This is a genomic window from Paenibacillus sp. RC334 (assembly GCF_030034735.1).
Classification (GTDB): Bacteria; Bacillota; Bacilli; order Paenibacillales; family Paenibacillaceae; genus Paenibacillus; species Paenibacillus terrae_A.
Map to the genome: position 1 here is coordinate 138,454 of NZ_CP125370.1, position 24,989 is coordinate 163,442.

Annotated in this window: 16 protein-coding genes; 11 read left to right on the forward strand and 5 right to left on the reverse strand. The window is 46.7% G+C overall.

The features are described from left to right. Positions 1-58: 58 nt before the first annotated feature. Positions 59-934: a helix-turn-helix transcriptional regulator gene (locus QMK20_RS00705; RefSeq protein ID WP_283654163.1), complete on the reverse strand. Its 876-nt coding sequence runs from the start codon at positions 932-934 to the stop codon at positions 59-61. Between the two features lie 197 nt (positions 935-1,131). Between QMK20_RS00705 and QMK20_RS00710 the strand changes: the two genes are divergently transcribed. The 3 genes from QMK20_RS00710 to QMK20_RS00720 all read left to right on the forward strand — a co-directional run bounded on the left by QMK20_RS00710 (position 1,132) and on the right by QMK20_RS00720 (position 6,141). After that, a complete protein-coding gene (locus QMK20_RS00710; RefSeq protein WP_283654164.1) occupies positions 1,132-3,075 on the forward strand; it encodes a glycoside hydrolase family 127 protein in 1,944 nt (647 codons plus the stop codon). 27 nt (positions 3,076-3,102) lie between these two features. Beyond that, positions 3,103-4,470, forward strand: coding sequence for a glycoside-pentoside-hexuronide (GPH):cation symporter (locus QMK20_RS00715; RefSeq protein ID WP_283654165.1), 1,368 nt, complete (start codon positions 3,103-3,105; stop codon positions 4,468-4,470). Positions 4,471-4,749: 279 nt separating this feature from the next. Next, positions 4,750-6,141 (forward strand): MATE family efflux transporter, encoded by a 1,392-nt coding sequence (locus tag QMK20_RS00720; RefSeq protein WP_283654166.1) that lies wholly within the window; start codon positions 4,750-4,752, stop codon positions 6,139-6,141. A gap of 86 nt (positions 6,142-6,227) precedes the next feature. Here the strand turns inward: QMK20_RS00720 and QMK20_RS00725 are convergent, their stop codons facing one another. Further along, positions 6,228-7,217 carry a zinc-binding dehydrogenase gene (locus QMK20_RS00725; protein WP_283654167.1) on the reverse strand — a complete coding sequence of 330 codons (990 nt, stop codon included), beginning with the start codon at positions 7,215-7,217 and terminating at the stop codon, positions 6,228-6,230. Between the two features lie 135 nt (positions 7,218-7,352). Between QMK20_RS00725 and QMK20_RS00730 the strand changes: the two genes are divergently transcribed. Both QMK20_RS00730 and QMK20_RS00735 read left to right on the forward strand, forming a co-directional pair. Continuing rightward, positions 7,353-8,231, forward strand: a complete 879-nt coding sequence (locus QMK20_RS00730) for a LysR family transcriptional regulator (protein ID WP_283654168.1) — start codon at positions 7,353-7,355, stop codon at positions 8,229-8,231. A gap of 35 nt (positions 8,232-8,266) precedes the next feature. Continuing rightward, positions 8,267-9,358 (forward strand): RDD family protein, encoded by a 1,092-nt coding sequence (locus QMK20_RS00735; protein WP_404520911.1) that lies wholly within the window; start codon positions 8,267-8,269, stop codon positions 9,356-9,358. Positions 9,359-9,515: 157 nt separating this feature from the next. Here QMK20_RS00735 and QMK20_RS00740 read toward each other — a convergent pair whose 3' ends face one another. Then, complete coding sequence (locus QMK20_RS00740) at positions 9,516-11,771, reverse strand: glycoside hydrolase family 127 protein (RefSeq protein WP_283654169.1); 2,256 nt, start codon at positions 11,769-11,771, stop codon at positions 9,516-9,518. A 129-nt stretch (positions 11,772-11,900) separates the two neighbouring features. Between QMK20_RS00740 and QMK20_RS00745 the strand changes: the two genes are divergently transcribed. The 6 genes from QMK20_RS00745 (at position 11,901) to QMK20_RS00770 (ending at position 19,913) form a co-directional block, all read left to right on the forward strand. Further along, entirely contained in the window at positions 11,901-12,794 is an 894-nt protein-coding gene (locus QMK20_RS00745) for a helix-turn-helix transcriptional regulator (protein WP_283654170.1), read from the forward strand. A gap of 172 nt (positions 12,795-12,966) precedes the next feature. Beyond that, positions 12,967-13,422: a PTS sugar transporter subunit IIA gene (locus QMK20_RS00750; protein WP_283654171.1), complete on the forward strand. Its 456-nt coding sequence runs from the start codon at positions 12,967-12,969 to the stop codon at positions 13,420-13,422. Further along, complete coding sequence (locus QMK20_RS00755) at positions 13,422-13,739, forward strand: PTS fructose transporter subunit IIB (RefSeq protein ID WP_149095436.1); 318 nt, start codon at positions 13,422-13,424, stop codon at positions 13,737-13,739. The genes QMK20_RS00750 and QMK20_RS00755 overlap by 1 nt, the downstream gene beginning before the upstream one ends. Before the next feature lie 117 nt (positions 13,740-13,856). After that, positions 13,857-14,972, forward strand: a complete 1,116-nt coding sequence (locus QMK20_RS00760) for a PTS fructose transporter subunit IIC (RefSeq protein ID WP_192511803.1) — start codon at positions 13,857-13,859, stop codon at positions 14,970-14,972. A gap of 251 nt (positions 14,973-15,223) precedes the next feature. Beyond that, entirely contained in the window at positions 15,224-17,899 is a 2,676-nt protein-coding gene (gene mngB / locus QMK20_RS00765; protein WP_283654172.1) for a mannosylglycerate hydrolase, read from the forward strand. Between the two features lie 46 nt (positions 17,900-17,945). Continuing rightward, positions 17,946-19,913 (forward strand): BglG family transcription antiterminator, encoded by a 1,968-nt coding sequence (locus QMK20_RS00770; protein WP_283654173.1) that lies wholly within the window; start codon positions 17,946-17,948, stop codon positions 19,911-19,913. Between the two features lie 371 nt (positions 19,914-20,284). Here the strand turns inward: QMK20_RS00770 and QMK20_RS00775 are convergent, their stop codons facing one another. After that, positions 20,285-21,295 carry an RICIN domain-containing protein gene (locus tag QMK20_RS00775; RefSeq protein ID WP_283654174.1) on the reverse strand — a complete coding sequence of 337 codons (1,011 nt, stop codon included), beginning with the start codon at positions 21,293-21,295 and terminating at the stop codon, positions 20,285-20,287. Between the two features lie 620 nt (positions 21,296-21,915). Then, positions 21,916-24,963: a beta-galactosidase, LacZ type gene (gene lacZ / locus QMK20_RS00780; RefSeq protein ID WP_283654175.1), complete on the reverse strand. Its 3,048-nt coding sequence runs from the start codon at positions 24,961-24,963 to the stop codon at positions 21,916-21,918. Positions 24,964-24,989 lie beyond the last annotated feature (26 nt).

Consider the following 24,989-nt stretch of genomic DNA (forward strand, 5'->3'; position numbering starts at 1 on the left):
ATATAACGGGAGTATGTTAAAAATGTAAAGGAGATGTAATGCCTATATATTTTACGATTCAATTAGCTGGCTTCCAGTATTGTTGTCTATAGTTTTTCGGGGACATCCCGAATTTTTGTTTAAAGCATTTGGAAAAATAGCTGGCTTGGGAGAACCCCGTTTCCTCTGTAATTTGTTGCACAGACCAGTCGGTTTGCAGCAAAAGACTGCGCCCCTGATCCAGTCGGTAATCCATTAAATATTCAAGCGGCGTACGCTGAAAAGCGACCTTCATGCATCTGGCGAGATAGTTTTGATGTACGTGAAAATGAGCCTCCAGGTCTTTATTGGTGATCGTATTTTTGTAATTCTGTTTTAAGTATATTTCGATTTGTTCTGCTAACTTGGAAGAACTGCTTTTATAATTCTCATCATATTCCAAACTCTGAAAAATATTCACAAACGTCTGTTGGGCCTCCCATAGGGCCAGCTTTCTAGGTTTTAAGGTAGAGGCTAGTAAGTAGTCTAATTTAGAAAACAGCTCATGGGGATTGATTAGTTTTTGAAATTTGGGTAAATGGATTGTTGTATGTTCGGAATGAAAATGCAGCTCGGGTATGGGCGAGCTTGGTGTGATCAGATTGGGTGAGGCTTGTGCGCACCACATACTACTGGCTTGAAAATGGAACCAGTAAAAGGAGGTTTGTTCTGTACATGCCTCAATGGGAAAATGGTGTTTATCCGGTTCGAGAATTAAAGCGAAATTTGGGGTAACCTTCCATGATTCATCTTCCTCGCCTATGTGCAGCAGTCCTTCTTTGATGATAATAACGTCAAAATAGCCCAAGTTATAACGATTCGGGTGCCAGTCCCCTTTTTGGTATGTAGTAAAATTTCCCTCAATGAAATAAGGCAATGGAGGGACAAGGAAAGATAGAAAGTTTGTTTTGCTCATGGAAGTCAGCTCCTTTATGTGTGTGAAATCGTATAACTTTTAGTTAAAGATCGCGATTTTTTTTATAAGTTCAGGTTGATAAAATAAGGACTGTAGCAAGGAAACCCCAGATTAGCTTGGTCGGGTATTTATCATTACTTTATCCTTATTTTTTTAAAAATGAAAGCGTTCTATTTTCGGGAAGGGATGTTTATCCAATGAAAACAGCTAAGCCAGTAAAACATGTCGTCGTTGAGGATTTATTTTGGAAAAAGTATAAGCAGGTTGTGGCAGAAGAGGTCATCCCATATCAGTGGAAAGCATTAAATGATGAGTTACCAGATACAGAACCCAGTCATGCGATTGAAAACTTTAAAATTGCGGCTGGTGAATCCAGCGGGGAGTATTATGGAACCGTTTTCCAAGATAGTGATATTGCAAAATGGCTGGAAACGGTGGCCTTTAGTTTAAGGGATCATCCGAACCCTGAACTTGAAGAACGGGCGGATGAAGTGATTGCGTTGTTGGGAAGAGCTCAAGCTGAAGATGGCTATTTGAATACGTATTATTTGCTGAAAGAGCCCAACAATCGTTGGACCAACTTACGCGATAACCATGAGCTATATTGTGCGGGACATTTTATAGAAGCGGCGGTTGCTTATTACGAAACGACAGGCAAAACGAAGTTCCTTCACATTATGGAGAAATACGTGGACCTGATTCAGCAGGTTTTTGGTACGGAAGCGGGGAAACGAAAAGGCTATCCTGGGCATGAAGAAATCGAGCTGGCTTTGATCAAATTATACGACGTAACTGCAAAGAATCAATATCTCAAATTAGCGCAATATTTTATTGAACAGCGGGGGCAGCACCCGATTTACTTTGAAGAGGAACGAGAAAACAGAAAACAAATTCAAACAGAGCCCACCTGGAATGATGATAACAACATTAATTTTGGCTTAGGCTTCGAATACCAGCAGGCACACAAGCCTGTCCGGAAACAAACGGAGGCTGTTGGTCATGCCGTAAGAGCGGTGTACTTGTATATTGCAATGGCAGACTTGGCTGCGAAGACAGGAGATGCCTCCCTTTTAAAAGCCTGTGAAGCCCTGTGGGACGATGTTACGAACCGAAAAATGTATATTACCGCTGGCATCGGATCTTCTGTAAATGCAGAAGCGTTCACTTGCAATCATGATCTCCCGAATGACAGCATGTACTGCGAAACCTGTGCCTCTGTAGGGCTGGCCTTTTGGGCCAATCGTATGCTGCGCTTAGCACCAGACCGGAAATATGCCGATGTGCTGGAACGTGCGCTGTACAATGGAACAATTAGTGGGATGGATCTGGATGGAAAACGATTTTTCTACGTAAACCCACTGGAAGTAAATCCTTTTCAAAAATCCAGAAAAGATCAGGAGCACGTAAAAACAGAACGGCAAAAATGGTTCTTCTGTGCGTGCTGTCCGCCCAATTTAGCGCGCATGATCGCTTCGGTCGAAGATAATATGTATACCCAAACCGAGGATACTCTGTATACGCACCTGTATATTGCAAGCAAGGTAAACATGGTTTTATCCGGTCAAAAGGTGGAAATTACACAAACTCATCATTATCCATGGGATGCGGACCTGACCTTTTCGATTCATGTAGCAGAGCCGACTTCGTTTACATGGGCTTTGCGGATTCCGGGGTGGTGCAAGCAGGCAGAGGTGAAGGTGAATGGCGAAACCATTTCATTACATCATCTGAAAAAAGGCTATGCAGAGATTCAGCGCACCTGGAATGATGGTGATGTGGTAACCCTGCATTTGGCTATGCCGGTGGAACGGATTCGGAGCAATACTCTTGTCTCCATGAATCAGCAGCAGGTCGCTCTCCAACGTGGTCCAATCGTGTTTTGTCTGGAAGAAGTGGATAACGGGGAGAACCTGGCGGGATTAAGATTGCCGAAGGACAGTCTCATTACCGAAGAGTTTAGCGAAAACCTGCTTGGTGGCATTGTAAAGCTGACCACGGAGGGGTATCGGGTGAAAGGTTCACCGACATTATATAGCTCGGAGCCCCCTGAATTGGTTTCTCAACAAATCACAGCTATTCCTTACTACGCCTGGTGCAACCGGGATAAAGGAGAAATGCGTGTGTGGGTTTATGAATCATAATTCATTCTTATGGGGAGAGAAGAGATCATGAGCACGAGAATTGTGAGTACGGAACCACCCGAGAAAGCAGACAGTACTGTTCCTTTTCATCGTAAAATCAGCTATTCATTAACGGATACAGCAGGCAATCTTTTATACTGTGTCATTTCCAGCTATTTATTATATTTTTATACAGATGTGTTCGGTCTTTCTATTGGAATTGCCGGGACCTTACTATTTATCACCCGCTTCATTGATGCCATTGATGCCCCGATTTGGGGCATCCTGATTGACCGGACCAAGTCAAAATACGGGCAGAGTAGACCTTATTTTCTATGGTTATGTATCCCGTTTGCGGTGTTCATGGTTCTTACGTTCACAACACCCAACTGGAGTGAGTCTGGAAAGATTGCGTACGCGGCGATCACTTATATCATAGCCGGTATCCTGTATACAGGAATCAGTACGCCAATTACGTCCATTCTGCCTAACCTGAGCACGAACTCTAACGAGCGCGTCGTATTGAACTCCTTCCGTATGGTCGGGGGGAATGTGGGCTTCTTCATAGCTACGACGTTTACATTGCCTCTGGTTGCCTTCTTTGGACAGGGGAATGATCAAAAAGGTTTTTCCTTAACGCTCGTTTTATTTGGAATCATGGCCGTTATCATGTTTTTGATAGCGTTTGCCGATTTGCGAGAAAATGCAGGGGTTAAAACGAAATCCGTTCCGATTGCTAAAAGTTTTACAGCCATCAAACGAAACTGGCCCTGGATGCTCGTCGTAGCTGCTAATTTGTGCTACTGGATTGGCTTGAATATCCGTTCAGCGACGCTTATCTTTTATCTGCAATACAATCTGGATAGCAAGGACTTGGTACCTTTAATCAACGGACTGACCTCTTTACAATTGATCTCGATGGTCCTGATTCCGTTTTTCGCCAGAAAATTAAGTAAAAATTCGATCATGATTATTGGATTGATCCTGGCTGCATTGGGTCAGGTTGTGATTTTAATGGGAAGTACGGACTTAACCCTCATTATAATTGGTTGGATTATTGGTGCGTTAGGATCAGGCTTTGCATGTTCTATGCCGTTTGCGATGTTATCAGATACAGTTGATTACGGGGAATGGAAAAATGGTATTCGGGCAAGTGGATTCCTGACCTCCATTGGAAGCGCATTCTGTATTAAAGCGGGTAGCGGAATCGGCGGATTATTGCCAGCATGGATCATGGGCAGCACCGGTTACATCGCCGGGAAGGTCCAAACGCCTACTGCGTTGTCTGGAATTCAGTTCAGCTTTATCTGGCTACCGTTTATCGTCTTCCTGATCGGTATCATTCCTATGTTCTTGTATAAAAAATTCGAAAAGAACGAAGCTTCCATTCAACAGGATTTAATTGCGAGAAGATAATTTTAATTCGTCTAACAAGGATTTAATCATATCGTAAAAACATTAATGCCACTTCAAAACCTGTTCACTGAACTGAGCAGGTTTTTGTGTTTTTTTCTATTTTTAAATGTGAGCAAAACCATTGACAGGATTTTCTTTTGGAGTGATACTTCTATGTAGAGAAAAGTGTACGAAATCAAGAACTAGGTACATCTAGCCTTGCAACTCTATACATTTTCCCGCCATGGAAGCTCTTCTGTTGAAGGGTTTTTTTCAATTTGATAAAAAGAATGTGATGATATGAGTCAACTGAGTGTAAGAATAAGAACACATGGCTTTCTGAATAGGCATTTTTCGGGAGAGTCTATTGATTATCGACAGATTATTGCTCTGTTTATCCCGCTTCTGATTGATCAGGCTTTTATCGTGGGTCTTAATTTGGTGAATACGGCAATGATCAGTTCATCGGGTATGGCGGCGGTCAGCGCGGTGAATATGATTGATTCCCTGAATATTTTCCTGATTAATGTATTTGTCGCTGTGTCTACCGGGGGAACGGTTGTCGTGGCACAGTATAAGGGGAGCGGTAACGACCTTATGGTCTCTAAAGCCGCATCCGGCACCATTTCCTCCGTTTCCTTGCTGGCCTTGGCTATCAGTCTGTTTATGATCGTGTTGTACAATCCGATCTTAAGTGTTCTGTTTGGCTCCGCCTCGGCTGATGTATTAGCTAACGGTAAGGTGTATCTGCTGGGAAGCTGTATGTCTTTCGTGGGGATTGCGATCGTTGAGGCGGTGTGTGGAGCGCTGAGGGGGATCGGGAAGACGAGGGCATCGCTGGCTCTTTCTCTCATCATGAACCTCTCGTACGTGCTTCTAAATGTAGTATTCATTAATGTATTGGATATGGGTGTGCTGGGCATGACGATTGCCGTAAACGTGTCCAGATATGCAGGGGCAGTTTGTGCATTGGTCTATTTGGTCAGGGTAGATGACGACTTGCGTGTTCAGCTTAGAGATATGCTTTATTTTAATCTAGCCATGCTTAAAAAGATTCTGTTCATCGGGCTTCCATTTGCAGCAGAGCAGATGTTTTTTAATGGGGGTAAAATTTTAACCCAAATTTTCATTGTGAGCCTGGGGACAAATGCGTTGGCGACGAATGCCATTTGCTCATCACTGGCTAATGTGTTCCAAATTCCTGCGAATGCCTTGGCTCTTACGATTGTGACTGTAGTCGGTCAATGTATGGGTCGTCGAAATGTCGAGGATGCCAGAAAGTTTACCAAATCATTTATTTGGCTGTCGTCTCTTTCTTTTATTGTAATGGGCCTCATTCTTATGCCTTTGTTCAAGCCGATGGTGGGGCTATTTCATCCGCCTGCTGAAATCGTAGATGACATTTTCATTGTCATACTGATTAATACGTTGGCCCAGATCCCGCTCTGGTCCATCGCCTTTATTACACCCTCTGCGCTTAGAGCAGCAGGTGATTCGAAATTTACATCCCTCACCTCGATGCTGTCCATGTGGTTGTGCCGGGTGGTGCTGGGGTATATTTTGGGCATTGTGTTCAATATGGGGATTGTTGGTGTCTGGCTGGCTATGGATATTGAATGGGGCGTGCGGGGGATCGTTTTCCTTTGGCGCTTCCGCGGCAACAAATGGGTCCAGCATCGTTTGATCGACTGAATAGGTCCACTACCATAAAATTGACTTCTGGATGAAGGCATTTTATAGTAGTGGATTTTTTTTCTTCCTGTACTTCGTTCAGGCTCTTACTTCATCCTGATCCCTATATTGCCTAACTGTGCTCCCTGCTGCATACGGTGGAAGGCTTGTGCCGTGTCTTGTAAAGGGAATACGCTATCTATAATTGGATGGAGTGCATGGCGCTCCATGAATTGAAGCATATCTGCGAATTCCTCGCCACTGCCCATGGAGGTGCCGATGATGCTGATTTGAGGGAAAAATATAGACCGCAGCGGAATCTCTATTCGATCTACTGAGCTTGCGCCAAATGTAACGATTCGACCATTCGGTTTGAGGATTTCCAGGTATTTGTCGAACGTAGCAGGGCCGATACTGTCAAGGATCAGATCCACGGAGTCTCCGTTCATACTTTCTTTCCAATCGTCATGGCTGTCAAATGCTTGATTAGCGCCATGGGCGAGGGCAGCTTGTCTTTTCGCTTCGCTACGTGATGTGACGCTGACCCGTGCGCCCGCCGCTAAAGCCATAAGCATGGCATACGTGGCTACGCCGCCGCCAATGCCGGGAATGAGGACGTGCTCACCCTGCTGTAATTGGCCTCTGGTAAAGAGAGCGCGGTAAGCGGTTAAAGCAGACAAAGGTAGCACCCCTGCTTCGTCCCAAGATAGGTAAGTTGGCTTGCTGACGGCATTTTGGACGGGGATGATAACCGATTCAGCGAATGTCCCGTCTGAAGGTCCGCCCAGAATGGCTGGGACCAAAGGGACGTGGTGCGTATTCTCCCATCCGATACATGGATTGATGATTACATCAGTACCTACGAGCGAGGTTGGGACGCCATCGCCCACAGCCTCGATCACACCTGCGCCATCCGACCCGAGAATGAGTGGAGTATCGTTGGCTGTTCGATCCGCTATGAGGAACAGATCCCGATGGTTCAAGCCTGCGGCTTGGAGTCTTACCTTCACTTCGTCGTGCCCGGGTTGTCTATCGGTAACGTCTTTATACATTAGGCCTTCAAGGCCGTTTTTGCTGGCATGTATCATAGCTTTCATTGTAAAACCTCCCGTGGTTCGAATTGAGATGCATTTGCATGTATATTGAATTGTACAGAGCGATAAGCATCCGGTAAAATGAACAAAATCGAACGTGAGTATCATAAATGATCATACCAAGCAGGTGACGTATATATGGAAAGCAGTGATTTGAAAATATTTCAGGCTGTTGCTCGCGAGGGCAGTATCACGAAGGCTGCGCAGGTTTTGAACTATGTACAGTCCAATGTGACCTCCCGGATTCAGCAGCTTGAGGCACAATTGAACGTACCGCTTTTTCGTCGATCTAATCGCGGAATGACGCTAACGCCAGCGGGAGAGAATCTGTTGGGGTATGCGGATACAATCCTGACCTTGCTGGACGAGGCTGTAAAGTCCACTCAATATTCGGACCATCCTACGGGACCTTTGCGATTGGGCTCGATTGAGACAGCGGCGGTCACGCATTTGACTTCATTATTGGCGGAATACCACTCACAATACCCGGATGTCCAACTATCCCTTTTGACAGGCGGCACGCATGATCTCGTACAAAAGGTATTGAATTATGAATTAGATGGAGCCTTCGTCTATGGGCCTGTCGATGATCCGCATATAGAGCATGTTGCGGCCTATGAAGAGGAATTGGTGCTTATCTCGGAACCTGGGAACAAGAACATGGGCGAGCTGCTTGCCAAGCCTATGCTGTTTTTCGACGTGGGCTGCACACATCGGGCAAGAGCGGAAAGTTTTTTGAGCGAAACAGGTATTAATGCCTATCAGATTATGGAATTTGGAACATTGGAAGTTATTCTGGGTGGTGTAGCTTCTGGTATGGGAGTGTCTATGCTGCCACAATCCTCGATTGCGAAGGCGGAGGAAACGGGAAGTATTGCTTCACATCGTCTGCCTGAAAAATATCGGAAATTGGAGGTGTGGTTTGTTCATCGGCGGGATTCCGTTTGCTCCAGTGCGCTGTCAGGCTTGCTTCACTGGATGAAAAGGAATGCTATACTGAATGAGGATTTAATTTGACATTAGAGGTGTATGATTTGGAAGAACAAGATTTAATGAAACATCCATCCACCGTAGTATCGGGTGAGCATGTAGTCAATGGGAGCTATATTCGACCCAAGCCGGACAGGATGGCTGTGTTATCAGCAACATACGGAGCCTCTATTTTTTTCAGAAGATGGGCTGCCTGGATGATTGACTTCATCCTTATCGTTTTTGGATATGGAGGACTGGTTTATTTTGCAGCGAAAAAGTTAGCTGCTGCCGAAAGTCCCAATATCGTTATGGTTGTGGGTATCTTCCTGATCGGCTCCTTCTGCTATTATCTCTTACTGGAAGGACTTACAGGCTACACGCTGGGCAAATATCTTCTTCGTATCCAAGTTGTGAATGGGGAAGGAAGCTCGCCGGGCATGGTTAAATCGTTGATCCGCACCGCCATACATCTGGTGGATACGAATCCGCTGCTTTTCTGGGGGTTACCTGCAGGTATATGTGTGCTGGCGACACCCAAAAAACAACGGCTGGGTGATATGGCTGCGGGTACATATGTTGTAAAGGTACGGGATCTGAGAGCTGTGGGAAGAAAGAAAACCGGGATTTTTGCAGGGGCAATCATCCTGATGACGATCATTTCGGCCATCTTTGCTGTATCCCTTATTTCTTCTCTCATCACACAAGTAACCAAGCCCGACGTTTTTGTCAGTAAGGACGATCAGTTTGAAGTTACGGCTCCGTGGAGCTGGTCACGGGATTATACGATTAATGAGGATGCGGATATCTCCATTAAAAATGAATTTACAGAAAGATACTTGATTGTATTATCTGAACCGAAAAGCGATTTCGACAGCAGTATGACTCTTCAAGAGTATAAACAGATCATTCAGAGCCATATAGAATCAGGGCTTACAACCCCTGAATCGGGAAAGGTTTCCAACATCGTGGTAAACGGCTATCCTGCTATTGAATTTACATTAAAAGGAGAAGTGGAAGATACTCCAGTTATGTATAACGTGACTACGATAGAGACTCCTTCGCATTATCACCAAGTGCTTGCCTGGACGTACGCTTCCCGATATGGTCGATCACAGCAAGAGTTGCGCAAGATTAGAGACAGCTTTCGCGAAATGAACATTAAAACGGAGTAGGCGGAATGGTGCTGTACAAGCGAAGCGGTCGCTTTCAAAGCCTTCTGTAGGAAAGCTCGCTTCGGAAGCATCACCACCCCCGGATTTCCACCGATGAAGGGCTTTATTCCAGAAATCCGGTGGGCGATGGGAAGCACTATCCGACTGCGTAGTGGCGCTATAGGTAACTTTTGATTATCCGCAATCCGGCAACTTTCGCAACCTTGCCTTGTGGATGGGCTGTGAATTGAATCGTAACTTCATTCTTTTGGTTCGTCACAGACAGAGGCAGCTCATACGCGAACGTTTCGAATTTATTCATTTCCTCGGACTTCAGCTTGCCTTCTCCTAACATCTGCCCATCTGCGATGATATCAAAGTCACGATGAGAGCGATCTGAATCTTTCAGATAAGTCACCGCTAATTGGACGGGCTCATCCGGAAGAACCTTCATGACAAAAGAAAACCAGCCCCCAGGCCAGGTATCACGATATTTACGGTTATAGATGGACCCCAGACTCACATGTTCGCCCATAAAGGCATGATCCCGTTCAGGCTGCATTTCAGCAGGTTGCACAACATCCACCGTAAGTCGCTCCAACTCCAACTGGTACGCTAACGCAGTGCGGTATTCCGCCTCTGTTGATGCCCATTCTTCCTTGGAAAAGAGGTCCCAATAAACGGTATAAGAACGATCATACATCTGATAAAACGGGCGAAGCTCCAAATCTCTGACATAGCCTAAATCGTCCATACGAAATACATTAGACTCGTTCCCATCAGCAATGAGTTTCGTTGTCAAAGAGTCGGCCGATCCAATCAGAACAGACGCAAGCAGACGTTCCTCGTTGGACTCCTGTCCTACGGGCCCAAGGTCCCCAGCCAGCACAAGCGGACCGTACATAAAGGCAATCCGGCGCGGATTATCTGGCATTTCCTCGATTCTTACTGTCATAGGAATGTCGTACTCGACCGTATCCCCATCGTTCCATTCCCGTTCGATTACAACGTAGCTGGTAGGACAAGCCTCTGCGGCATACTCTTCCCCGTTGATTTTAATGATCATACCTTGCTCCGCCCAATGCGGGCATCTTAGCTTGATCGTGAACAATTTGGATTCCTTGCTGATGACGCGCAGCGTTCCCCGACCATTTTGCGGAAAGAGAGTCTCTTGTTTGAGCTGTACGCCCATCTCATCCCACGTCACAGTAGAAGGGACATATTGATTAACATAGATCGTTTTTGGCGTGTGAAAATAAATCGCAGTGCCGTACATGGAATGGCTTTCCATCCCGGACCCGACACAGCATGTAAAATCCTCATATTGAGAATTGAAGGACTTGTGCCCGCCCATTTCCAGCGATACAAAGTAGCATACACGTCCATCGACAGGCTGCTGTGAAGCCAGAATATGATTGAACATCGCCCGTTCATAGTAGTCCGCATACGCTGCATATGCGTTCCATTCGAACATATGTCTCGTTAATTTCAGCATGTTGTAGGTGTTGCAGGTTTCGCAGGTACCTTCGCCCAAACGGTCATTCAGCTTCCCCGGTTCACCAAAATGCTCATTATAGCTATTGCCGCCGATCACGTAGGAATGCTTGTGAACAACCCGATCCCAAAAAAAGCGGGAGAGATCCGCATACTGCGGTTTCCCGGTCATTTCATATTGCCGTGCAGCGCCAATGATTTTGGGGATTTGCGTATTGGCATGTCGTCCTGCCAGCGTATCGTGGTTTACTGCAAGATCGTTCAGCACTTCCCCATGATAAAAGCGTTCCGCCAGCTTCAAGAAGCGCTCTTCCCCGGAATGTTCGGCCAGATCCGTCAGCACCTCGTTCATGCCGCCAAACTCGCAATGAAGCACCTGCTGCACCTGATCATCGTTCAGACCCTGGAATACATCCTCCAGCCAGTCGCCGAGTTTGATTTCCATCTGCAAAGCCTTGGGATGATGCGCGAGCAGATAGGCATCCCGCAAGCCTGCGAAGAGCTTATGCATGGTGTATAGCGGCACCCAGCCTCCGTTCAGATCAAAGCCCTGCGAGCGTATATCGCCAGCCTTCACTTCCTCGAAAAGCTCTTTCCCACGCGGAATACCGGAAATGTATCCGTTTCCATGACTATTTTGGCATATTTCCAGCTCGTTGATAACATAATGTACTCGTTCAAGCAGCTTTTCGTCACCCGTTGAGGCAAACATCAGCGAGCAGCCGGACAGATAGTGACCGAGGGTATGCCCGCTGATGCCGCGGGATTCCCAGCCTTCATAGTGAGCCGCTTTGGGCTCCAGTCCTGCATATTCACGAAAGCGCGATAATAGACGGTCGGGTTCCAAACTCAACAGATAGGCCGCATTCAGCTCCATAGCATGTAAAAGTGGGCCGGAATCAATGCTTACGTTATGCAAGTCAAAAGCTTTTGCTTTCAAAATTATCGCTCCTTAGCTAAGATGAAAGTGTATATTTCTCCACTACATTAGCATTGCCATCGCGGTATGTCAGTAGCTTAACCATACAATGGGTGGACAAATCCGAACATGAACTAAAGAGGCGATAAAATGACTTATCTGAAAGTAAACGTGGATGCACCCGTTCAGCTTATCTCAGCAGGTGAGTTTATTTCCGAGGTGCCCTGGAAGCATATGAGTCGTTCTATAGAGAACTTCGAGCTGATCCTTGGCGTCCATGAGAAAGTATATATACGAGAGGAACAGGAGCATTTTGAGATCGGGGAAGGAGATATTGTGTTGCTTTATCCCGGTCGTACACATGGAGGATATCAGGAATCGTTGCCGGGAGTTACATTTTACTGGTTTCACTTCGATGTCCCCACGACCCCAAATGTATTATCTAATGAAGAAATGAAGCAGGAGACCCGTGTTATGGATGCTCATTTGCAGCGCCATGGCTTTGTACGGGATATCTATATACCGCAATGTGTACGCGCAGGCAATGGAGACCGGATTCATATAATTGTCAATCAGATTCTGCACGTAGCCAATTCGCACTATCTTACGTATCACAGTGTAAATTATCTGTTCACCTCGCTGCTGATCGAGATATCTGAGCTGGCTCTCAGCCGCTTGACCTCCAGTCCCGCTAGCCCACAGGGGAATGTGAGCTTTAACAAAATTATCGAGTGGACCCGTATTCATGCGGAAGAACCGATAACCGTGACGGATTTAGCCCGAAAATTCAATTACAACAAGGATTATATATCCCGTTTGTTCAAGCAAAATACAGGTATGCGGCCCTTGGAGTTCATTCACAGCATCCGTATCAATAAAGCCAAGGAGCTGATTTCCCGTACCGATATGAGCATTAAGCAGGTTGCGGAAGAAGCGGGATATACGGATGAAAAGTATTTCATGCGTATGTTTAAAAAAATAGTGAATATGACCCCTTCGCAGTACCGGAATGCCTATCATAAAACATTTATGAACAAAGTCTGACGGCAAGCTAAAGCGCCTAGTGCGCTTTTTTTCTTTTCCATTCCCAAAAATTAACTCTAATGCATTTCCGCTTGGATAGGGAAATTTTATAGGTAAAACATTAGCGGGGAGTCGGCTAGAATGAACTTGTAAGCGTTTCACTTATAGATAGAAGGGAGGAGAGACATCCACCATGATTACTAGAGAACAGATTTATCTGGATAAGAAGCTGGAGACAAAATCGGCTGTATTTGAATTTATTGCCCAAGAGGCTGAGAAGCTGGGTGTCACCGTCCATAGAGAACAGCTGGTGCAGGATTTGTGGGAAAGGGAGAAGGTATATTCGACGGGCCTTCAGGATCAGTTTGCCATACCTCATACGCAGAGCGAAGCAGTCACTAGACCAGCAGTTCTAATTATCCGATTGCAAGATAGTATTGATTGGGCATCTCATGACGGTAAGCCTGTCCAGTATATTTTCAGTATTTTGGTGCCAAAAGGCTCCGTGGATGTATCCCATTTGCAAATTATTTCCTCACTCGCAACCTTGCTATTGGAGAATTCCTTCAAAGAGGCGGTGGCGGGTGCCAAGAGCAGCGACGATGTGTATCATCTGCTCGAACAATATACAGAAGGGTTGGTGTCATAATGAAAATCGTAAGCGTTACATCGTGTATAGCAGGTTTGGCTCATACCCCAATGGCGGCAAAAGCACTGGAAAAAGCAGCAGCACAGCTTGGTCACAACATTAAAGTGGAACAGCAGGGTGCGCTAGGCCAGGTGAACAAGCTTACGGAGGAAGAGATTGCAGCAGCGGATTTTGTACTGATTGCCTCGGACCAGACGGTAAAGGATGCGGAGCGTTTTGAGGATAAACGAATCGTTCGTGTCAAAATCGGTCATGCGGTCAACAATGCGGAAGCGGTTCTCACCAAAGCGGTGGAAGCCATCTCGGCTCAAAAATAAGGCTAAGGCTGGGGAACAGCAACATGTAGTAAAAAAGAAAAGCAGCAGCGTAGCTGCCTTGAATAACAACCGATTAGCCTTTGGATAACAGTAGTATTCAAGATAGGAGAGAACATGATGAAAAAATGGCTGAGTGAAGCTAGAAAGCATCTAATGACAGGCATTTCCTACCTCCTGCCAGTTATTATTGCAGGTTCCCTGATTGTTGCGGTGTGTAAGATTATTGGACTGACGATGGGGGTCACGGACTTTGGCCCCTATGCCGATAAAAGCGGATTTCTTCATATTTTATACTTGATGGAAAATGTCGGCTGGCGCGGAATTGGGTTGCTGAACATGGTGCTGGCCGGATATATCGCCTACTCGATTGCTGATAAGCCTGCGCTTGCTGCGGGGCTGATTGGTGGCGTACTGGCACAGGAAACGAACGCTGGTTTTCTGGGCGCGCTCGTTGCCGGGTTCTTTGCCGGATACCTAACCCTGTGGGTGAAAAATAAAGTGAAAATCACAGGCCCAGCCGCTGGTTCTGTTCCACTGATTATTTTACCGCTCATTACCGTAGGCTTAACGGGGATTCTCATGTCCGTCATCCTGGGGGGACCGCTCAGTGCGATTAACGAAGGACTGGTTAACTGGATTAAGCATATGAGTGAAAGCGGAACCAGTACTCTGGTGCTTGCCCTGATTTTGGGAGCCATGATCGGGTTCGACCTTGGCGGTCCTGTCAATAAAGCAGCCTGGATGGCGGGAAATGCGTTATTCCTGTCAGGTGTGTATTTGCCTAATATTTTCGTAAACATTGCCATCTGTATTCCACCATTGGGCTATGGACTTGCGACTCTGATTCTGAAGCATCGTTTTTCCAAAACGTATCGGGAAGCTGGAAAAGGCTCGGTGATCATGGGTGTTATCGGAATCACCGAAGGGGCTATTCCCTTTACGCTGCGCAACCCTGCCAAGCTGATTCCACTGAACATGATTGCCTGTGCGGCAGGTGCGGCATTGACAGCTTTGTTGGGCGCACATGTCATCATGCCTCCAATCGGCGGCCTGTATGGCGCGATATCTGTAGGTACTCCATTTGCTTATCTCGCAGGAGGGATTACGGGAGCTTTAATCATTGTAGCGGGTACCCTGCTCGTCAACTTCCGTGAGGAAGAAAAGCAGCAGGCAGATACGAAGGAAGCATCCGTCAAGAAAAATGGAGAAGACATTGAACTGGTATTTGACTAAATTATTCCTGAACTTCACTAGATAAGTTGAATTCAAAAAATGCACATTAAAACGAAGTAGACGGAATGGTGCTGTACAAGCGAAGCGGTCGCTTTTGTCCCCGGATTTCTACTCTGATTATAGGCTTTATTCCAGAAATCCGGGGGCGGTGGCGATGGGAAGCATCATCCGACTGCGCAGTGGCACAATATGAAACTTTTAAGTTCAGCTTATATAAATAGAAGATAGACAACACAGAGGGAGATAGAGATATGAACCGTACGAAAGTGCATGTCATTCCACATACTCACTGGGATCGGGAGTGGTACTTTACCACTTCCAGATCCAAAGTTTACTTGGTAAAGCATGTGAAAGAAGTGCTGGATGCGTTAGAAAATAGGGATGGTTTTAAATATTATCTTTTGGATGCCCAAGGGTCCCTGTTGGATGATTACATCAAATGGTGCCCCGAAGATGAGGAACGCATTCGCCGTCTTGTGACGGACAAGCGCCTGATGACTGGGCCGTGGTATACGCAGACGGATCAGCTAGTCATTTCCGGTGAATCCATGGTCCGCAATCTGTACTACGGTATGGAGACGGCGCAGAAATATGGTCATGCGATGAAGGTTGGTTATGTGCCAGATGCTTTCGGTCAATCGGCGCAGATGCCGCAGATTTATCAGGAGTTCGGCATTCGGCATTTTCTGTTCTGGCGCGGTGTAGCAGACAATACGAACCCGAAAACTGAATTTTTGTGGAAGGGCTCGGATGGGAGTCAGGTGTTTGCGGTTCAAATACCGTTCGGGTACTACTATGGCGGTAATATTCCGGAGGAACCCGGAGAACTTGAAGCATATCTGGACAGCCAAATCGGTGCACTGGAGGAAAAAGCGTCCACTCGCCATATTTATTTTCCGAACGGCTTCGACCAAGCGCCTGTCCGCTTGAACCTGCCGGAGCTGATCCGCAAGTTCAACGAGCTTGACCCGGAACGGGAATATGTGATGAATGAGCCGGAGCGTTTCCTTGAAGAAATTGAAAAGGACAGCAGCGATCTTCCTGTGCTGGAAGGAGAGCTAATGGAAGCGAAGCATATGCGTATCCATAAGTCGATCTTTTCTACGCGGGCTGACCTCAAGCAGCAAAATAACTATATTGAAAATTTAATTGTAAATACGCTGGAGCCTGTACTGTCGATCAGTCATGCACTGGGACATGACTACCCGCATTACATCGTGAAGGATATCTGGAAGCTGATGTTTGAAAATGCTGCCCATGACAGCATCGGTGGCTGCAACAGTGACACGACGAACCGGGATGTGGCTTTTCGCTACAAGCAAGCGCGGGATATCGCAGAAAATCTACTGGATCTGCATAAGCGCCTGATTGCTTCAAAGATTAAACAGGAGGAGACCTTTGCCTTCACCATCTTTAACACATTGCCTTATCCCCGTAAGGGCGTTACAGAGATTGATGCTTATTTACCGGAAGGAAGCTTTGTAATTCGGGATACGAACGGACAGCAGCTTCCGTATACGATTACCGAAAAAGTGGAACAGACAGACTATGTGCTTGGTCAGCATATTTACCTGAATCCGAGCAAAAAGGTGTATCTGCCTGAACGTGTATTCCGTGCGAAGCTGCTGGTAGAGCTTCAGGAGGTACCTGCTATGGGATATACGCAGATTGTATTTGATTTCAGTTCGACCGGGGATGCCACGGCAGAACGCAGTAACGGAAACGGTATTGAAAACGAATTTTATAGCGTAGCTGTACAGGAGAACGGGGCATTAAGCATTACGGATAAAGTCTCGGGACGTGTGTACGCGGATCAGATGGTGTTTGAGGAAAATGGGGATGATGGAGATTCCTATAACTATTCTCCGCCGGAACGTGACCTCACGGTTTCTTCGCTCGGTGCTGATGTGGAGACTGTGACATCTAAAAGTCCGGTAGCCGAGGAGCTGTCCCTCCGTATGAAGCTAAAGGTTCCGTACGATTTGAATGAACGCGCCGCTGCTTTGCCTTCTGCCGTGTTACCACTACAGGCATCGGTTTCCCTGCGGAAAGGTGAACGCCTGATACGCTTCTCGGTGGATGTGGACAATCAGGTGCTGAGTCACCGTTTGCGGGTGCTATTTGACACCGGGATTGCTTCCAGGCTTTCTATTGCGGATCAACCGTTCGGGGTCATTGCCCGTCCAACAACGCTGGAAGAAGTAGAGGTGTGGGAACGGGAGCAGTGGACGGAAAAACCGATCACAATTGAGGCTCTGCAAAGCTATGCTGCGCTGAACGATGGTTCCCGTGGAGTAGCGGTGCTGACCGGAGGAGTACGAGAATATGAGGTCATTGGCAAAGAACATGATACAATAGCGCTGACGTTATTCCGTACTTTCGGGTTTATGGGCAAGGAAAATCTGTTGTACCGCCCGGGACGCGCTTCGGGAGAAAAGATCGTAGAAACGCCGGATGCACAGCTCATTGGCGAGCTTTCATTCACTTTTGCCCTGCATGTGCATGAGTCCGGTTTTGATGAAGCAGATGTAGCTAAAGCGGCCAAGGAATATTTAACACCATTGACCAGCTACCAGTTGTCTGACTTCCTGAATGGTCGTTTAATTTTTGCCTTCCGTGACGAAGAAAGAATATTCGAGCAAAGCTACAGCCTGCTATCCTTTAGCGAGGATTCGAATGTGATCCTGAGTGCATTCAAGAAAGCAGAGCATAATGATGGATATATTGTGCGTGTATTTAATCCTTATTTGGAGAAGAATGCAGTCGGACGCATCGCATTCGGTGAATCGGCCCACTATGAGCTGGCTTCCCTGGATGAGCGCTCTAAGGGAGAAACGTTGGCCTCATCGGATGCCCAAGGCGCACCATTGCCGGAGTTGGGGCATTGCAAGCTGTTAACGGTACTGGTTACACCTGAATCGAAGTAACACGGAAACAAAACATGGTTTATCGGAAAGGAGGTCTTGAAGCTACATGAATTTTCCCTACAAACGCTTGAAAAAGCTGTACCAGCTCGTCAGTGGAAACGATCAGGGCTGGTCTTGGACCACCAAAGCACTGTCTGAGCGGCTGGAGGTCACAGAGCGGACGATCCGCGATGATCTCAAAAAACTGGGCGGTATTCTGAATGAATATGGAGCACGTCTGGAATCCAAGAGGGGCAGCGGCTATACAATCATGGTCGTTGATCCCGAAAGATACCGTTTTTTCGCTGAGGAAGGTCAGGAAGAAACGGAGGTAAGCGGGCGGTTACCGGGAGCACCGGAAGAACGCATAAGGTATGAGCTGTTCAAGCTGCTGAATACGGGAGAATACGTGAAGATGGAAGACCTCGCCGACGAGCTGTATATTAGCCGGGCGACCATGAATAATGATTTTAAAATCATTCGGCGGATTCTGGATGATTATGCTCTCACCCTGCGCACTAAGCCGGGATATGGCGTGAAGGTGGTTGGGGAAGAGAAAAGTATCCGTTACTGTCTCGCTGAGTATGCCGATGTACGCGATGAAGAAGGACAACGCAGCGGTATGCCTTTGGAACAGCAACAGCTGTTTCAGGGGCTGGATTTACCGCGAATCCGTGCAATTATTTTGAATCATCTGCGGCCCAACGGCATCAAGATAGCGGATTTGGCACTGAAGGATCTGATCACTCATCTGGCGGTTATGGTACTGCGAGTGAAGGAAGGGCATGGATTGGAGCGCTTTGAAAAGGTGGCAGGCGGTCAGCGGGATATTGAACTGGCTACTACCATTCTGAGTGAGATGGAAGAGGCTTTTGGCATCACCTGTCCTTTAGGGGAGCTGGATTATGTCCTGCTGCATATCGTCAGCAAAAAGATGGCCGAAACCGAGTGGGAGCGTCTCCAGTCTGACCGTCTCTTTCTGGCTGTGCGCGAGATGCTGACATTTGTCTACGAGCGCTTCACCTATGATTTGCGTGACGATGAACGGCTGTCCCGGGATTTGTTTGTGCATCTGAAACCGATGCTGACCCGGCTGGAGCATGGCATGAACATGCGTAATCCGTTGCTTGGGCATATCCGCAAGTATTACCCGCTCGCCTATGAAATCACGGTCGGTGCAGTAAAAGAACTGCAAAAAGCATTTCCGTATGACATCAACGATAACGAAATCGGTTATTTGGCGCTTCATATCGGAGCCGCCTTGGAACGCAAATACAATATCCCACATCGGCGTCGTAAAACTGTGTTGCTGGTGTGCGGCTCCGGCTACGGAACCGCCCGGATTTTGGAATCCAGGTTGCGTTCGCTGTTCGCTGAGCTGGATGTATCCCGAGTGGTTTCACTTCGGGAATACGAGGAAATGCTCACTGTGGACGAGGACCTAATTGTATCCACGATCCACTTACAGCAGCGTAAGGATAAACCATCGGCGGTAATTAGTCCGATTCCTTCGGAACGGGATATGGAGACGATCACACGGATGGTGCGTGCCAGCGATGAGGAGCAGGAAATTTCGCTGCTGCGGTATTTTGACCGGAACTTGTTTATGACCCGATCCGATCGGCCGAATAAAGATGCTCTGATTGAAGAAATGAGCGGTATTTTGAGGCAAAAAGGAGTTGTGACTGACAAGTTCCTGCCAGCAGTCATGGAGAGAGAGAAGCTGGGATCTACGGCTCTGGATCGAGGTATGGCGATTCCCCATCCTTTGGAGCTTAGCTCTAACCGGACGGTCGTAAGCGTGTGTCTGCTGGAAAAGCCGATTCAATGGGATGCCAACCATGAGGTCCATGTTGTATTCCTGCTTTCGATCTGTAAAGAGGATTACGAGCAGGCGATGGGGATTTACGATCTGTTCGTAGAACTGATCCGTCAGGAAGAAACGCTAGAACGATTAAAGCATTGCCATTCCTTTGATGCCTTTATGCTAATAGCCCGTCAGGTGCTTGCAGTCAAGAGCAATGATTTTCATTGAGGGCTGACCAGCCTATATTGCCAATATATCCAGCAGAAAAGGGACTCTTTAGGGTCTCTTTTCTGCTTTTTTAATGAACATTAGATGAGTGGGATTGGCGAATATTACCCAGCATTCTTAATAAACTTAATTTGAAGAATTTTTTTGATATTTGATCGGCTACCGATTAATACACCACAAAAACAAAAGTGGTCAACCAGTAAAAACTGGCTGACCTCATAATATGATTGAGAACACCATCCAAAGCCATCGTCTCCGAAGCTACGGTTATGGTCTATTTGCGTGAATCCATTTTTCTCCTGTTCGCTCGCAATCCTCAACTATCCATAACGAAAATAATCCAATCCAAGCAGGAAATGTCTGTTTTCAATCTACATACCATCTTTTTTCATAGCATATACAATTCTGCAATGGTTTATATAATCTGCATCTGATTTAACTTCACTAGCTTGATTGAGACCGTATGGCCAAAAATGATTTCTGTCTCCATGTATTTCGTCAGTATTCTTCCCTGTAATCGATCTTAGCTCGGCAGTTGCATTGGCGCCTTGCCAAATTCTAGTCGACATTAACGAAGCATAAACGCTGTTCTGTCCCACTCCCATTGTGTGACCCGTTTCATGCATAGCTGTGGCGGGAACCATAAACCCTCTGTTCGTGCCAAAGCTAATTGTGCCGTTGAAGCTTCCTTCAGCTGTAGGTACTCCTGGTCTATAGTATATAGTAAGATGCTTAGAAAAATCAGTGAAATTATTATAGTATTTTACTGTAGTATCCATAGCTCGGGTGATTCTTTCGTATGCATCCAATTGATCGGCTGTAGGGTTAGCTGACTTCACGAGGGTGTATGTTACATTCCCTTTAATCTCTCGCGCGATGTACCACTGTTGGTTAGAGGCATTGGTATCGTTATACGCTATGATTTTAGCACCATCGGCAGTACTATTTTGAAGTACATCCAAGACCTTGCCGCTATCACGGTTGACTATTTTGAAATAACCTCCAACAGCATTAACTAAACCCCAATTCTGGCTATTGCTTCCTGAATCATCTGCCAGTATAATTCCATCAGCAGATACATCCATAACCTTGTTGCTGCTACTGTTAACAATTTTATAATACCCATCGCTTACAGCAACAAAATTCCACTTTTCGCTTGTTACCTTATTAAGGCCCATTTGTACAACAGTTGAACTAGTTGATGGATCAAGAAGCTTTCCGCTCGTTCGGCCTACAATCCTATAATTTACACCTTCTACAACAGCACTGCCTTGCACTTCATTATCAGCAGCGGAGACAACAGATGCCAGACTGGAAAGAGAGCCTAATAAAGCAAACACACCTAAAAGAACGATAAACCTCTTAAAATTTTTTAGTTTCAATATAAACTCCTCCTCATAATGATTTCACATACTGTTTTTATGGTGGATGCACAAAATTTATGGAACAATTTGTAAAGTGGTGAAAATTGTATTCTACTTTGGTTCTCTTGAGCCTCCTTAAGGAAACTGGTGAGTTTTACATCATTAATCCAAATATTTTTGGTTCAACAAGTTTTTCATATTTCGCCCTCCTTTTGTTAATGGTCGATTCATTTTTCTTGCCTTCTGTTTTTAGATTAAGATCGATTTTTGATATATTTAGGAAGCTCTGATATATTATCGGAAGAAATTTGTCGAAAATTAATAGACTTTGTCAAAATAGTATTTCGTATGATCAAATAGCATTTAATTATTCCTACCTTGTTTGGAACCGCTGAAAATGCTGTGTATGTAACTACATTGAAAAGGGGCGAGCGAGATGCCTTTTTCGCCATATGAGGGAATTCCTAATCAGGGAATGCTTTAAATCTTGATTTCAGGAAGACGTATGTCAATCTTGCGACTAGCTAATAGATAGGCGGTCATATTTGAACTTTAAAAGCCCTTCCAGCTTCTTATAAAGGAAGCAACGGAAGGGCTTAGCTTTTGTTTAATAATACTTATCTATGCGGTGAACTTATTTATACCCTTTGCACGGTAAACTCAAATTCCAACTTCTGATCGGCTGCAATTTGGTATTCCTCGTGTACGGGAGCGCCCCAGCTATCGTCGCCGCCGACACCCATTTGCTTGCCAGCCACCGTGACGACAGTGTAGTAGACGTTGGGCAGCTCATACTGATGGTATGCACTTTCCAGCTCAAACGCTGTGTATGGTGAAATGTTGCATTCCACAGGCGCGGTTGCAGGTGCAGTAATGCGAATACCTCGCTGAGAATCGTCGGTAATATCGACACGACGTACGCCTGTACGGTTACCGGATTCCTGTGGCACGGCATAACCGGATACGTTGTCCGCTGCTTCGTTGTGGAATACGCCGAGTCTTGCTCCGAAGGCCCGGTCGATATAGTTTTCCTCTGGTCCCATGGCGTACCAGTCCAAATGGCGGTAGTCTGCTGGAACCTTGAAAGAAAGAGCAAAGATCGGCAGGTTAGGCAACCCGGATACGCCTTCATAAGTGGATTTCACTTTCAGGCTGCCATCGGCAAAGACGGTATATGTCACTGCTACCTGTACGTCTGCATGAATGCTTAGTGTATAACGGAACGTAACCGTTACGTGATCAGTTTGCTCCTCCGTGACTTCAATCCCCACGCATCTGCGTGTTAGACTCGCAGCAAACCAACCGCCCGCTTCAAACCCAAGCGCTACACCTCTGTCATTGTCCGTGGTTGCACGCCAGAACAATGGGGCAGGAGGAATGGCGATCATCTCGCGTCCAGCGTAGCGCAGCGAAGTCAGGCTGCCTGCTCCTTTGGAGAACATGATACTAAAATCTGCACCGTGAACGCCGATGTTTACATCGCCATGCACGACTCGAATGCTGCCAGCAGGAACAGTCTGTGGACGTGTATCTTCCACGATGAAAATATGCTGTCCAAAGGCTACTTCATATCCAGCCTCCGCCCAGAGCGCAGCTTCTTTCAAGACCAGAGACGTGTGAATAATATATTCACCAGGCGCGTCTACTCCGACCGTATTTACCAGCGTCAACGGAATATGAGCTTCTGTTTGTGCCGCTACATCCACATGAATCACGTTCCGTGCGATTTCGTGGCCTTCATGAAGCAGGCTGTATACCAGCTCGTAGTCATCCGTTCCCTCGAACAGATTTTCATTGCGAATCGTCACACCGCCCCGATCCGGGGTCAGCTTCAGATTTTGGTACAGGAATTTGACCTCCTGCATCTTCGGTGAAACCTTCCGGTCAGCATAGACAATTCCGTCCGTACAGAATCCATAGTCTGTGGCCCGGTCGTCAAAGTCGCCGCCGATAGCGAGGTACTCGCGTCCATAGCGATCTTTTTTCATGACCGCCTGATCAATGTAATCCCAAATAAAGCCGCCCTGATAGAGCTCGTATTTGTTCTCCAGCTCTGTATACTTGTGCATACCGCCTACGGAATTACCCATCGCATGCATGTATTCGCAACTGATATACGGCTTTTGCGGATTGTCGTTCAAATACTGCTCGATATCTGCGGGCTTGGCGTACATCCGGCTCTCCATATCGCTGGCATCATCGTACGTGCGGTTGTGGAATACACCTTCGTAATGTACCAGACGGCTCGGGTCGGTGGCTCGGAAATAGTTGGCTACATTCCGCAGCACTTCACCCGCATAGGACTCATTACCGCAGGACCAGATCAGGATGGACGCATGGTTTTTGTCTCGTTCCAGCATGGAAATGGCGCGGTCCATAACGATATCCTGCCACTCAGGCAGATTGCCGGGAATGTTCCACGAAGGCTCGACTGCGCCAAGCTTTTGCCAGGAGCCGTGTGTTTCCAGGTTCATTTCGTCGATCACATACACCCCGTACTCATCACACAGCTCATACCACAGGGTCTGATTCGGATAGTGAGAGGTGCGAACCGCGTTCATATTGTTTTGCTTGAGCGTACGAATATCCCATAGCATATCTTCACGAGAAATCGCACGTCCAGTGCGGGCGTTGAATTCATGGCGGTTCACGCCTTTGAAGACGATCCGCTTGCCGTTCAGATGCATCACCTTGTTGATCAGCTCAAACTTGCGGAAGCCAATCTTCTGCGCAATGACCTCCACCAGTGTCCCGTCCGGCTCGTGAATTTGGATGAACAACGTGTACAGGTAAGGCTTTTCGGCGCTCCAGCGCTGGACTTGATCCAGTGTTGCCGACAGCGAAGCCTTGCCATCTGTAAAATCCGCCTTCAAAGAAGCTACAATCTGGCCCGCAGCATCTTTGACATCGACGGCTGCATAGGCTGCTACTGCTTTTTCCAAGGTTAGCTCAAGCCCCAGAAGACCCTGTGTGTACGAGGCGTCCAGATCGGCCTTGGCATGCAGGTCACGTACGTGAACAGATGGGATGGTGTACAGATATACGTCTCTGAAGATACCGGAAAAACGCCAGAAGTCCTGATCCTCCAGCCATGCCCCTGTACTTCTCTGATATACCTCAACCGCCAGTTTGTTTTCGCCTGCTTGCAGGAACGGTGTCAATTCAAAATCGGACGGTGTAAAGCTGTCCTCACTGTACCCGACAAATTGCCCATTCAACCACACATAGAAAGCCGACTCGACGCCCTGAAAAGAAATGAACACAGGCTGACCGTCAGAAGCTATATTTTCTGGCAAAACAAAGCTTTTGATATAGCTCCCGACCGGGTTGTGATCTTCCGGAATATGTGGTGGGCGAACGTCCGAATGTCCGTCCCACGGATACATCGTATTCACGTACTGCATTTGACCGAAGCCTTGCGTCTGAATATGACCCGGTACCTGAATGTCGCTCCAGCCACCGTATTCAAAATCAGGGGCATGGAACTCAACCGGACGGCTGGATGGATTCGTAGCATAGTTGAACTTCCAGCTACCGTTCAGACTATGACGCCAAGCCATATCGGCATGACGCTCCGCTTCCTGAAGTGTAGCGTAATATTTATGATCGGAATAGGCAGGCAGCCGATGTACTGCAAACTTGGTTACGTCGGTTAGCCAATCCAGGCTGGGGGTGTGGATGGTCAAGGCGAACACTCCTTATTTTTAAAATG